The following is a 12,648-nucleotide window of genomic DNA, read 5'->3' on the forward strand; positions in this document are numbered from 1 at the left end:
CGGAGTCCGACGGTACCCGGGGATCAGCGCCCACGTTGCGTGGCGAGCATGCCGACCGTTCGCCGGTCGAACTCGGCCAGTGCCCGACGGGTCGCGGCGGACAGGCGCGACGACGGGATCCGTCCGCCGATCCCCAGCGCCCGGTCCGACGGCAGGCGCAGCACACTGCTGTGGTCGTGCCGGAGACGGAACTCGTCGAGCGTCCGACGGTCGACGTCGGACCCGAACGGGGTGTTCACCACGACGAGGGTCCTGGTCGACGCGGTCCGACCGGAGCGCGTGGTCGCGACCTCGAGGACCCGGGCGGCGTCGGCGAGCCCGACGACCGTGGCGGGGGTCACGACGACGAGCAGGTCGGCCGGGGACGCCAGGGCGTCGATGCCGCCGCGCAGTGCATGCGCCCCGACGTCGTGCACCGCGACGGTGTCCTCGACCGCGGACACGTCGTCGCCGTTCGGCAGCCGCAGTCCGAGGTCGCCGCCCGAGTGGTCGTACAGCACGGGTGCCCCCACGACGGAGGCCCGGCGGAGCGCCTCGAACAGCAGCGCCGCGACCGTGGTCGTGCCGACCCCGCCGGCGGTACCGGCGACGACGATCCGGACGGGGGTGACGGTCACCGGTCGACCTCGTCGGGCTGTCCCGGAGCGCGGAAGTGCGCGACCTGGGCGATGAACGAGCGTTCGCCACGCCGCAGCATGCGCCCGCGCCCGGCGGTCATCGGCTCGGCGTACACCTGCGGTGCGATCTGCCCCTCGCTCCGTTCCCCGGACATCAGGAACGTGCTGCCCCCGGTGTCGCGGAGCGCCTGGAGCGTCAGGTCGAACAGCGCGCGCTGCAGACCTGCCACCGGGCGGGCGACGAGCACGTGCAGGCGCAGGTCACGAGCCGACGGCAGGTACGGCAGCAGGGGCTCGAGCGGCTGCGTCCCACCGCTGGCCAGGATGTCGAAGTCGTCCACGACGACGACGATCCTCGGTCCGGAGCCGCGCTGCGCCGAGGCCTGCCGCTTGGCGAGTTCCTCGGCGATGGCCGCTGCGAGCGACCGGGCTTCGAGCGCACCCGACGCCTGGCCACCCAGGTAGTCGTCGGGACAGACGTCGGCGAGGGCGCCGCGGCTGTCCATCACGGCGACGACGAGCTCGTCGGGGGAGTGCCGGTCGACCAGCCCCTCGACGACCCCGCGCAGCAGCGTCGACTTGCCCGACCGCGAGTCACCGAAGACGAGCAGGTGCTGGTCGCGGTCGCCGAGCTCGAGGAACGCCGGCTGCATCGTGTCCTGGCGCAGCCCGAAGGGCACGCGGTCCGGCTCGGCGAACGGGTCGGGGAGCTCCGCCGGCTCGTAGTCGGCGGGCAGCAGGCGGATGGGCGCTGCCCCGGGGCCGGACCAGCTGTCAGCAGCGCGCCGTGCCAGGGCCTCGAGTGCGTCCGCCACGTCGTCGTCGTCCACGTCGTCCATCACCGGCAGTGCCAGCTGGACGAAGCGCCGCTCCTCGGTGATCGCGCGGCCCCGCTGGTCGGCGCGGATGGTCTGCGAGAGCCGGCGGTCCACGACCGAGTCGGCCGGGTCGTTCAGGCGCAGTTCGACCCGGGTCCCGACGAGCGGCTGCACGGCCATGCGCAGCTCGTTCCACCGGGTCATGGTCATGACGACGTGCACACCCAGGCCGGATCCGCGCTGCAACAGTTCGCCGAGGACCGGTTCGAAGCGCTCGTACTCGTCGCGGACGGCCCCGTACCCGTCGACGAGCAGGACGACCTCGGCACTCGGCAGCTCCGGCAGGCCGCCGGCCGCGTGCCGGGCGCGCAGCGCGTCGAGCGAGTCCACCCCGTGCACGCGGAAGGCGCGCTCCCGGGTGGCGAGCATGAGCTGGAGCTCCTCGAGCAGTCGCTGCATGCGCGCCGGGTCCGCCCGGGTCGCGACACCGCCGACGTGCGGGAAGGCCTCGATCCGGGCGAGCCCGCTTCCGCTGAGGTCGAGCCCGTACAGGCTGACCTGCTGTGGGGTCGCCGTCAGGGCCGTCGACGCGGCGATCGACCGCAGCATCGTGGAACGGCCGGACTGCGGGGCGCCGATCACGGCAGCGTGCCCGCCGGCCCGCGTGAGGTCGAGGTACCACGGACGCTGTGACTGCTCGGACGGGTCGTCGAGCAGACCGAGCGGGATGCGGAGCGCCGGGACGTCGTCCACTCGCTCGGTGATGACCCGCGAGAGCGCGAGCCGCGTCGGCAGCGGCGGCAGCCAGATCGGCCGGGTGGTGCGGTCGGCGTCGAGCAGGCGCTCCACCGCTTCGTCGACGAGGGCGCGTCCGGTCTGCGGACGGCGGAGCTCGGTCTCACCCGGTCCGTGGTCACCGGCGTCGGAGGCGAGCGTGTTGAAGACGGGCAGGAGGACCGGTTCCGGCCGCGTCTCCGGTTCGGTCCGCACGGTGGTCGCCTCGACCGGCCCGGAGACGTACCCGGCACGGAACCGCCGGTAGACGGACGTGTCGACCTTGAGGTAGCCGTACCCGGGGATCGCCGGCAGGTGGAACGCATCGGGGCGGTCGAGGATCGTCGAGCTCTCGGCCTCCGAGAACGTCCGTAGGCCCAGCCGGTAGGACAGGTACGTGTCGAGCCCGCGGAGCCGACCGGCCTCGATCCGCTGGCTCGAGAGCAGCAGGTGCACGCCGATCGACCGACCGATCCGGCCGATCGTCATGAGCAGCTCGATGAACTCGGGTTCTGCCGTCAGCAGCTCGCCGAACTCGTCGATCACGAGCAGCAGGTGCGGCAGCGGTGGGAGCTCCGGTCGCTGGGTCCGGAGTTCGCGGTAGTGCGTGATCGACGGCGCGTTGTCGGCGTCGCGCAGCACCCGCTGTCGCCGGACGACCTCGCCGGCGATCGAGGCGCGTGCGCGTTCGATCAGCCCGGCGTCGTCCTCGAGGTTGTCGATGATGCCGGCGATGTGCGGCAGGCCCGCGAACGGCGCGAACGCCGCACCGCCCTTGTAGTCCACGAGGACCATGCTGAGGTCCTCGGGGGAGTGCGACAGCGCCAGGCCGAGCACGAGGGTCCGGAGCATCTCCGACTTGCCGGAGCCGGTCGCACCGATGCAGATGCCGTGCGGGCCCATCCCGAGCTGCGCGGACTCCTTCAGGTCCAACAGCACCGGTGCGCCGAAGTCGTCCAGGCCGATCGGCACCCGCAGGAAGTCCCGCGGGGACCGCGGCACCCAGACCTGTTCCGGCGAGACGTCCGCCAGGTCGGTGATGCCGAGGAGCTCGGTCACACCGATGCCGTCGACCGACTCGGCGGCGTCCTGCGCGGTGAGGCTGAGCCGCAGCGGTGCGAGCTCGCGGGCCAGCGTCTCGAAGGTCGTCGCCGGTACCCGGTCGATCCGGAACCGGGTCTCGACGACCTCGCCGTCGGCCTCGCGCCGTGCGTCGGTGACGGTGGCGTCGTCGTCCTCGACCACGATCCGGACGGTGACGTCGGACGGCTCGTGCAGGCGGTCCGACAGCAGGTGCACCGTCGTGACCTGCAGCTCCGACAGACCGAGGTCGGCGTCGGGCACCGGCAGGTCGGAGGCGATGTGCCCGTGGTCGTCGACGAACACCACGAGCCGGGCGTTCTCGGCCTGGTCGCTCGTCCCCGAGCTGCGCTTGGCGGTCGCGGCGAACTGCGCCCGGTCCGCCAGCTCGCCGCCGATGACGCCGAGGAGCGACTGCACGTCGGGGGCGATGCGTCGCGCCGGCACGTCACCGTCGAGCAGCTCGTCGTCGACGGCGTGCGGCAGCAGGTCGAACCCGCGCCAGTCGTCGGCGCGGGCACCGGGGTGCACGAGTGCCAGGTGCAGGTCCTCCGGGGAGTGCAGGGTGGCCAGCTGGGCGATCATCCCGCGTGCCACCTCGAGCACGCGGTCCCGGTCGCCGATCACCGCGACGTGGCCGGCGCGGTCCAGGTCGACGGTCACCGGCATGCCCGCGACGGTCGAGTAGTGCTGGACGACCGTGCGCGCCTCGTCCAGCATGATCGGGTCGAAGGGCTGCACCGGGTTCTCGTCGTCGGGCAGCGCCAGGTCGAACCAGCGGACGTCACCGACGCCCCCGCGGACGACGAGGAAGTCGTCGTGACCGCGCCGGCGTTCCCAGAGCCGCGCCGGGTCACGGACGACCTCGATCAGGGCGTCCGGCTCCGGGTTCAGCACGCTGGCCTTCGCCCGGACGTCGCGGGCTCGGGACCGCATCTCGGTCCGGGTCCGCTCGAGGAAGTCGAGGTAGCGCTCGCGCTGGGACCGTCGGGTGCGCGCCTGGTTCCCGCGCTGCGACACGGCCATGCCGACGCCCCCGACCAGGGCGACGACCAGGACGACGGCGCCGATCACCATGAACACCGGGTTGGCGTTGCGCAGCACGACGATCATGACGATCGACGACAGCGATCCGACCACGGGCAGCAGGGTCTGGATCGGGATGCCGCCGACGGGTCCTTCCGGTAGCGCGGGCGGCGGGGCGAGCGGTTCGGTCGGCTCGTCGCGGAGCGGGCGGCTCACGCGCGTGGGCCGGTGCACGAGTCGTCGGGTCATCGTGCGCTCCGTTCCGTCGTTGCGCCGACGGTCCTCGTGTCGAGCAGCGCCGCGGCGAGCCGGGCGTGGGCGGTACGGGTGGCGACGGTCAGGTCGCGGCTGGACCGGGGCACGGCGGCGAGTCGTGCCGCCTCGGCCGGGATCCGCAGCACGGTCGCGTCCGGCCACCGGACGGCCTCGACAGCGCGCGAGCCGGACCGGCCGACGTCGACCGCGGCGACGACGACGATGGGACGGTGCTCGAGCGACCGGATCGCGTCGACGACGGCCATCGCGCGCTCGAGCGACACCCGGTCGGTCCTGGCGACCAGGCAGACCGCATGGCTGGCGTAGGCGACGGCGGTCAGGTCGACGCCCGGCAGCCGGACGCCCCAGTCGGTGCAGACCACGTCGAAGAACCGCGTCACCGGGGCGACCGCCTCGGCCCAGCGGGACTCGGTGGCCTGGCGGGGCGGTGCCCCGAGCTCGTCGTCGGTGCCGGCTTCGCGGACGTCGAGCGCGTACAGCCCGGAGCCGGCGCGGACCAGACCCGCGGTGGCGTCGGCCGTGCTCGCCGGGTCGCGCCGGCGGGCGTCGTCGTCCGTCGGGGGCAGGTCGGGCAGCCCCGCGTGCCAGAGCATCGACCGTGAGCCCCCTGCGGCATCGACGCCCAGGACCGGTCCCGTCCGGCGGCGGGCCAGCAGGTTCGCGACGAGCGACGCCGTCGTCGACGCACCCACCCCGCCGGTGAGCTGCACGAATCCGAGCCGTCGGCTGAGGGCGAGCGGCGCGCGGATCGCACGGTCGGCCTGCTCGAGCACACCCGTCCCGAAGGCCGTGGCACCGAGGACCGCAGCGGGCGCGGTGCCGACGACTGAGCGCAGCGCGCCCATCAGAAGGCCCCGAGGAGCTGGCCGTACACGCCGAACGTCCCGATCAGCAGCGGCACCAGCGCGATCACCGCGAGCGACTCGACGACGTTGCCGAGACGCCGGAGCGACGCGCGCTGGTGCCGGGCGGGGGTCACCAGCACGAGGAGGGCGACCACGACCGCGAGCCCGGCCAGGACTGCGGGGGCCAGGGCTCCGTCGTCGCCGCGCAGGTGGACCGTCACGCCGACCACGATCGCCGGCACCGTCGCGGCCCACAGTGCCGCGACCTGCGCGGCGAGCGGGAACGCCCGGGTCCGGAGGGCGGTGACGGTCACGAGCGCGACCCCGAGCCACTGCGCCCAGGGACCGGTCGCCTCGGCGACGCCGACGAGGGCGACGGCGAGTGTGGCGGCCACGGCGAAGGTGGCCCACGTGAGCGTGCGGTACGCCCGGTCCACGGTCGTCAGGACGGTCTCGCGGCGGGCGAGCCGCCCGGTGATCACCTGGTCGTCCAGGCCGGTCAGTCCCGACAGGGACATGGCGTACCAGGGGATGAGTCCGATGACGACGACCGCGGCGGTCGCCAGGACCCCGGCGCTCTCGGCGCCGGTCATCGGACTCCGCTCGAGCAGGGTCGCCACACCAGCGCCGACCACACCGACCGCCGATCCGAGCGCGGCCGGCGCGGAGCGGCGGCCCAGGCCCGCGACCAGGAAGAGTGCGAGCCAGGCGGCGGTCGCGGTGGGCGCTGCGAGTCCCAGCGTGACGGAGCCGGACGGGCCGGCGGAGCCGAGCAGGGCCTCCAGACCGACCGCGGTGGGGAACGCCAGCCCCAGCGCCGCGGCGAGGAGTGCCCAGGCCACGGTCCGGGCCCGGGCCAGGGCGAGCCCCAGCCCGGCGACCACGCACACGGCCCAGGCGAGTGCCGGGACGCCACCGAGGCCGGGGACGCCGAGGGCGGCGACACCGGCGGCGAGCGTCAGCACGCCGATGCCCACGCCGCCCACCAGCAGGCGCGGTCCAGGACCCCACAGGCCCGAGCGGGACCCGAGCGCGTCGCTGACGGCATCGGTCACGTCGCTGACCTCGGGCGGTGGCGGGGCCTCGTCGAGTCGCAGCAGCCGCAGCACCTCACCGTCGGCGACGCCCTGGTCCGCGGCCGAGGCCGTGGTGTCGAGCTGTTCGCCGGTCGACCGGAGCAGCGTCAGCGGTCGCGCGACCGGGGCGACCCGCTCGTCCAGCAGCTCGACGAGCCGCGGGACCAGCGACCCGAGGGTCTCGTCGCTCGGGATGACGAGCGTCGCGCGGCGGGTGGCGCCGACGACGGTGAGACGCGTGAAGTCGGTCACCGGGTGCTCCCGCTCGTGGGTGCCGCGGTGCTGGTCGTCCCGGTGGACCCGCCGAGGCCCCCGGCCTGCCCGTTCTGGATGGCGTTGAGGACGAACGCGGTGCCGACGCATCCCGCGCACACCACGGCGGCGAGCACCACGCTGCCCACCAGGCGTCGGACGTTGTCGTTGACCGTGCGGCGTTCCGCCAGCTCGCCGATCAGGAAGGCCCCGCGCAGGCGGACCCGGTGCGTCCGCACCGACTCCAGCAGGATCGTGTCGTTGTTGTCAGGCACGGTCGGTCGTCTCCTCGTGGTGGTGCCGTCGGGGTCCGGGCATCATGCCGGTCCTCCGGCCGTCACCGTGTACTCGCGTTCGCCCAGCTCGACCCGCCAGCCCGTCGCCGCGGCCGTCCGCTGCCCGGGCACCAGCGGTTGGACCGCGCCCTCGGGCGAGGTGATGGTCGTGCCGTTCGTGGTGTGCAGGTCCGTCACCCAGAGCAGGTCGTCAGCCCACTCGAGCACGGCGTGGTTGCGGGAGAGCGTGCGGGCCATGTCGGGCAGGGCGTGCACGGTCACGTCCGGGCCGTCCGCCTCGGGGCGACGGCCCACCAGCACGGTGCCACGCACGACGATGGCGTCGCCGGAGACCGGCACCAGACGGACGTCGGCGTGCGGCGCCGGTTGGCGGCGGCCACCGCGCCGGTCCTCGGGCGTCCCGTCGTGACGCGCGCGAGCGGCGCGACGTCCCTCGGCCGGTGCGGGTGCCGCGGGCACGACCGCCGGGCCGAGCTGCTGCACGTGCAGGGCCGGCATCGCCGGTGTCAGCGGGTCGCGCCCGCGCCGGACGTCGGCGGTCAGGGTGGCGTGCGGCGACCAGGGCGCGAGCGCGCCGCGGACCGCGGTCGTCACCGTGGGCGGCAGCGCGCTGAGCACGTCGACACGGCGCAGCCGGGTGACGGCGAGTCCGAGGGTCCGGCCGGTCCGGCAGAGCAGGGCCAGCTGGGCCAGGACGACGACGACTGCCAGACCGAGGCCCGCGCCGACCGCGCCGGCCGGGTCGGTGCCGACGAGCGCGAGCAGCAGTGCACCGGCCGGGAGGATCGTGGCCAGGACGTCGACGACGCCGGCGGTCCGACGTCGGGTGGGGGACGCGGGCAGCACACCGGCCAGCAGACCGGCTCCGGTCGCGGTCGCCGCTCCGGTCGCGGCAGCCACCTGGGGTGCACCGCAGCGGGTGCAGAACCGTTCGGCGGCGGCCAGGATGCGCGAGCACCGGGCACAGCTCAACGAGCCGACGAGTGCACTCGGCATCGGTTCCTCCCCGTGGATCCGCAAGGACTGCAGCGAGGAGAGGCTAGCAGTCGGCACGAGGTCGGGACCGGAACGTGCCGTCGCGCCTTGCAGGACCCGTTCCGATGGACAACAATGTGGACGTTGGTGCACGAGCGCATGACCGACTGAGGGGAACAGACGTGAAGTTCGCGATGGGGGCCGACACACTCGGCCAGCTGAGCAAGAAGACCGGCAGTGCATCCCAGGACCTCGGGTCCCAGGTGAAGGCACTGCTCGCCGCGGCCGAGCCGCTGCAGGGCAAGTTCAACGGTGCGGGCCGCGCGGCCTTCGACCGGTTCAAGTCGCAGTCGGACCAGGTGGCGAACGAGCTGAACGCCGCCCTCGCCGCGGTGCTGAGCGGCATCGGTGGCATGGACACCGCGTTCGGGCAGGGCGACCAGCAGATGGCGGACGACGCCACGCAGGCGTCCGGCACCGTCAACTTCGACGCTGCGCGCTTCGGCGCCGGCCACTGAGACCAGGGGGAGAACCATGGCAGGCAACCAGGCAGACCGCCGCGACTACGACGTCGCCGCCTCGCAGAGCGCGCAGGACAACTTCAACCGCGTCGCCGCCCAGCTCGAAGCGCTGATCGACCAGCGCGACGGCGACGTGCGCGCCGCGATGAGCGACTACCAGGCCGACGGTGTCTCCGACGAGTACCAGTCGAAGGAACTGCGCTGGAAGAACGCCGCAACCGAGGTGCGCGGCATCATCGCGACCCTCCGCACCTCGCTGCAGTCGACCGACCAGACCGCACAGCAGACCATCCAGAAGGCCAAGAGCGCCGTCGACAGCATCGGCTGACGACACCGAGGGGACCGCTCGAGCCCTGACCGGTCGAGCGGACGGGTGTGAGCAATGACCTACAACGTCGACCCCGCGGGGGTGAAGACGGTCCTGACCGACGTGGCCACGACGAGCCAACCCGTGATGGACGCGCTGGGTCAGATCGACGGCGCAGTGCAGTCCGTGGCGACCGCCGCGCAGTCCGAGCTGGTCAACGGCGCGCTGACCCGGTTCTTCGACGCCATGTCGGGCCACGTCACCACCATCACACGGCACGTGCCGGCGGCGATCGACGGAGCCGTCGCCGCGACGAACGCCGTGGTGCACGGGGACGACGACATCGCTGCGACGATGGAGCGCAACGCCGGGATCGCCGCGGCCGACGGCGACCTGTCGATCCTGGGAGTCGACCAGTGAGCCTGATCGACCCGGACGCGTTGCCCGGTGCCGCGCTGCAGCCGGCCGACGTCACCACCTCCGCGAACACCGTCGCCACGCTCGGGTCGACGATCACCACGGGGGGCGGCGACACCGTCCGTGCGTGGCAGGCGATCTCGGGCTCGTACCAGTCCGACGGCGCCGAACACCTGTACGACGTCATGACCCCGGTGGGCACCGCGACGACGACGCTGGGCGACGGACTCACCGCCGTCGCAGCGGCGCTCACGACGTACGCCGAGACCGTCACACCGATCAAGACGAAGCTCGACACCCTGCGCACCGACGCCGAGGACTTCGTGTACCGCGCGAAGCACTTCCAACCGAAGGTGCAGGACTCGGACGACGGGTACGTCATCGCCTCACAGGCCGTCAGCACCCTCGGCGTCAGCCTGATCACCGGCACCAAGGTCGAGATCACTTCGTGGGACCAGGACCCGGACATGGTCGCCGAGAACAACCGGCTCATCCGCCGCGGTGCCGACCTCGCCGAGCAGTGGCTCGCCGCGCAGCAGACCTGCGCCAACGCGATCCTCGGGGCCGCCGACCTGGCTCCGTTGCCGGGCAGCGCCAGCGGGACCCCCGCGCAGGTCATGGCGGCGGCCGAGGCGTCGATGCCGTGGGCCGGGCAGCAGGACATCGTCACGCCGTGGGGGTCGACCGGCGACCGCAAGGAGTCCTGCGGCGAGAAGACCGCCGGGTTCCCCGCGCACCTGGTCAAGGGCGTCGTCGTGGACGGTCTGGGCGGGATGGCCAAGGGCCTGAGCTCGTTGCTGACCGGCTGGGACGGCACCGGGATCCCGTGGTACGCCGAGGCGATCGCCGGGGGGATCACCGGCCGTTCCGACATGGTCGGCGACGCGTTCGACCGCGCGGGGCAGACCTTCGGGGGTTCGTGGCTCGGCCTCGGCCACCTGGCGTCGGCGCTGTCCCCGATCGGCACCGTCGTCAACACCCTCGGCAACACGCCGCTCGGGAACTTCCTGCCGGAGGACACCCAGCAGTTCCTGTCCGACTGGGGCCACGACGACACCACCGCCCTGGCCGACACGGTCGGAGGACTCGTCGGGCTGAAGCTCCCCGACGAGTGGTGGAACGCGTCGTCATGGGACGGCTACAACATCGCGCAGTCGTGGGTCGACGACCCGGGCGGTACGGCCGGCGCGAGTGCGTTCAACATCGGCACCCTGTTCATCCCCGGTGCCGGCGAAGCGAGCGCGGGTGCCCACGCGACCGCGGCGGCCGCCGATGCCGCGGGCGACGTCGCCCGTGCGGGCGGGTTCGCGGACGACGCTGCCCGGGCTGCCCACGGCGCCGACGGGTTCGTCGACGCGGCGAAGGGCATCACGGGGACGGACCTGGCCGGTGTCGCCAAGGGCGTGGACGCGGGGGACGTCGCGAAGGTGACCCGCGAGGGCGACCTGCCGACGACGAGCGTCGACCTGGCCGGAGACGCTGCCAAGGTGGACGTCCCGCCCGTGACGCACGACGTGCCGCCCGCTGGTCACGACGTGCCTCCGGTCGCGCACGACGCGCCGCCTGCCGCGCATGACGCGCCGCCGCCTGCGCGCGACGCGCCGCCTGCTGCGCATGACGCGCCGCCGGCTGCGCACGATGTGCCGCCTGCTGCGCACGACGCGCCGCCTGCTGCGCACGATGTGCCGCCGGCTGCGCACGATGCGCCGCCGACCGAGCACGTCCCCCCGCACACCGGCCTCGACGCACCCCCGCCCGGAGCACCGGCGGACACCCCGTTGCCCGCACTCGACGAGGTCAACAAGCAGTACCGCACGAACGACGGCACCGGCTTCGTCAAGTCCGAGGACGAGTGGGCCACCGCGGTCTCAGAGGCCTACCCGACGCTCACGAAGGACGACGTGCTCGGTCTCTACGACTACACGACCTCGCACTACGGCGACATGAACGACCACCTGCGGGACCTCCACTCCCCAGCGGACGCGGCCTCGCTCGAGGCGGACATCTCCCGCACGACGGACGCCATCGCGAAGCTCCCGCCCGTCGAGGGGACCTTCTACCGTGGCGTGCAGTTCGACACGTCGACGTTGGACGGCCTGCAGGTCGGCAAGCCGTGGAGCGACGAGGGCTTCATCAGCACGTCGACCGATCCGACGAAGGCCTTCCCGGGGAACACGGTGCTGACGATCGAGGGGAAGACCGGCGTGAACGTCAAGCCCTTCTCGGACGTCATGCGCGAGGACGAGGTGCTGTTCCAACGGCACACGCAGTTCGAGGTCGTCAGCAAGGAGCTCGTGGACGGCAAGTGGCGGATCACCCTGCGAGAGGGCGCGGGTGGTTGACACATCAGCACGTGTGCAGGTGCTGCTGCAGGCGCTGTCCAAGCTCCCGGCAACCGAGGGGATCGTGTTCCACGGCGGCGGGCTGCCCGGTCAGTTCCGTCTCGCGGGGGAGTTCACGCTGCGCGGCCTCACCGCCACCTCGTCGGACCCCGACGTCGCGACCGAGGGTGACAGCGTCGACGGTCTCGTGGCGTTCCGTTCGCGGACGGGACGGAGCATCGCCCCGTTCTCGGCGCACCCCGACGAACACGAGGTCGTGTTCCTGCCCGGGTCCCGCTTCCGGCTCGTGGGAGACGTCTGGGTCGAGCGCCGTGGCATGCTCGTGACCGTCCTCGACGAACTCGTCGACGGCGTCGCGACCGACGACCCGGACGCGCTCCGACAGGCGTGCGCCGAGCTGGTCGCCCGCCACGAGCCGACCCACCGAGAACCGACGACGCTCGGCAAGTTCGCGTCGGAGTTGTCCTGACGCGACGGCCGCTCGCCGGGAGCGGGCTCAGCCGGCGGCGGCCGTGCGGATCGGTTCGGGGGGTTCCGGAGCGATGTCGAGCAGGGTGAGCGAACCGTCCTGCCCGATCACGGCGGGTCCGGAGCGGCGTCCCAGCCCCCCGCCCCGGAAGACCGGGAGCGCGTGGGGGCCGCACTGTCGCAGGAGCTCGCCGAACCAGGGTCCGTAGGACGGGTCCGCCAGTCGTGCTCGCGGGTCGAGGCCCGGTTCGAGCCCGTCGGCGATCTGTTCCGGGGTGAGTGCTTCGGACGGGTCGTGCTCGAACGGCATCTCCCAGTCCTCGGAACCGATGTAGACCGCCATCCGGAACGGCCGCCGACCCGAACCGGAACCCGAGGCAGTGAGCCAGCACCGCCAGTCGCCGATCTCGTACAGCTCGGGGAACACCCGCACCGACTGCCAGCCCCGCTGATGCAGGACCTGGACCGCCTGCAGGAAGGTGTACGAGGGTGTGAAGTCCATCGGCTCCAGCGTACTGCGCCGGCTCCGGCACGATCGGAACCCGGTCCGCGCCGAGA

Annotated in this window: 12 protein-coding genes; 5 read left to right on the forward strand and 7 right to left on the reverse strand. The window is 73.2% G+C overall.

The genetic code is table 11. The annotated features are described in order from the left end of the window. Positions 1 to 23: 23 nt before the first annotated feature. Genes MT346_RS06770 through MT346_RS06795 form a run of 6 tightly spaced genes read right to left on the reverse strand, consistent with a single transcriptional unit; the run spans position 24 to position 8,056 of the window. Entirely contained in the window at positions 24 to 617 is a 594-nt protein-coding gene (locus MT346_RS06770; RefSeq protein ID WP_243562048.1) for a hypothetical protein, read from the reverse strand. Beyond that, positions 614 to 4,564 carry a type VII secretion protein EccCa gene (gene eccCa, locus MT346_RS06775; RefSeq protein ID WP_243562049.1) on the reverse strand — a complete coding sequence of 1,317 codons (3,951 nt, stop codon included), beginning with the start codon at positions 4,562 to 4,564 and terminating at the stop codon, positions 614 to 616. The genes MT346_RS06770 and eccCa overlap by 4 nt, the downstream gene beginning before the upstream one ends. Further along, positions 4,561 to 5,436, reverse strand: a complete 876-nt coding sequence (locus MT346_RS06780) for a hypothetical protein (RefSeq protein ID WP_243562050.1) — start codon at positions 5,434 to 5,436, stop codon at positions 4,561 to 4,563. Before MT346_RS06780 ends, eccCa begins: the two co-directional genes overlap by 4 nt. After that, positions 5,436 to 6,764 (reverse strand): type VII secretion integral membrane protein EccD, encoded by a 1,329-nt coding sequence (gene eccD, locus MT346_RS06785; RefSeq protein ID WP_243562051.1) that lies wholly within the window; start codon positions 6,762 to 6,764, stop codon positions 5,436 to 5,438. Before eccD ends, MT346_RS06780 begins: the two co-directional genes overlap by 1 nt. Then, positions 6,761 to 7,039: a hypothetical protein gene (locus tag MT346_RS06790; RefSeq protein WP_243562052.1), complete on the reverse strand. Its 279-nt coding sequence runs from the start codon at positions 7,037 to 7,039 to the stop codon at positions 6,761 to 6,763. The genes eccD and MT346_RS06790 overlap by 4 nt, the downstream gene beginning before the upstream one ends. A gap of 42 nt (positions 7,040 to 7,081) precedes the next feature. Further along, positions 7,082 to 8,056, reverse strand: a complete 975-nt coding sequence (locus MT346_RS06795; protein WP_243562053.1) for an FHA domain-containing protein — start codon at positions 8,054 to 8,056, stop codon at positions 7,082 to 7,084. Positions 8,057 to 8,217: 161 nt separating this feature from the next. On the opposite strand from MT346_RS06795, the gene MT346_RS06800 reads away from it, so the two are divergent. From MT346_RS06800 to MT346_RS06820, 5 genes are read left to right on the forward strand one after another with little or no spacing between them, the layout of a single operon-like run. Next, positions 8,218 to 8,553: a WXG100 family type VII secretion target gene (locus tag MT346_RS06800; RefSeq protein WP_056124291.1), complete on the forward strand. Its 336-nt coding sequence runs from the start codon at positions 8,218 to 8,220 to the stop codon at positions 8,551 to 8,553. 16 nt (positions 8,554 to 8,569) lie between these two features. Continuing rightward, a complete protein-coding gene (locus MT346_RS06805; protein ID WP_243562054.1) occupies positions 8,570 to 8,884 on the forward strand; it encodes a pore-forming ESAT-6 family protein in 315 nt (104 codons plus the stop codon). Positions 8,885 to 8,938: 54 nt separating this feature from the next. Continuing rightward, on the forward strand, positions 8,939 to 9,283 hold the full coding sequence (locus MT346_RS06810; RefSeq protein ID WP_243562055.1) for a DUF6507 family protein: 345 nt from the start codon (positions 8,939 to 8,941) through the stop codon (positions 9,281 to 9,283). Then, positions 9,280 to 11,622: an ADP-ribosyltransferase gene (locus tag MT346_RS06815; RefSeq protein WP_243562056.1), complete on the forward strand. Its 2,343-nt coding sequence runs from the start codon at positions 9,280 to 9,282 to the stop codon at positions 11,620 to 11,622. Before MT346_RS06810 ends, MT346_RS06815 begins: the two co-directional genes overlap by 4 nt. After that, positions 11,615 to 12,091, forward strand: coding sequence for a hypothetical protein (locus MT346_RS06820; protein WP_243562057.1), 477 nt, complete (start codon positions 11,615 to 11,617; stop codon positions 12,089 to 12,091). The genes MT346_RS06815 and MT346_RS06820 overlap by 8 nt, the downstream gene beginning before the upstream one ends. A 27-nt stretch (positions 12,092 to 12,118) precedes the next feature. On the opposite strand, the gene MT346_RS06825 is transcribed toward MT346_RS06820, so the two are convergent. After that, positions 12,119 to 12,592: a hypothetical protein gene (locus MT346_RS06825; RefSeq protein WP_243562058.1), complete on the reverse strand. Its 474-nt coding sequence runs from the start codon at positions 12,590 to 12,592 to the stop codon at positions 12,119 to 12,121. Between the last annotated feature and the right edge of the window lie 56 nt (positions 12,593 to 12,648).

The sequence above is a fragment of the Curtobacterium sp. VKM Ac-2922 genome (assembly GCF_022815645.1).
Lineage (GTDB): Bacteria > Actinomycetota > Actinomycetes > Actinomycetales > Microbacteriaceae > Curtobacterium.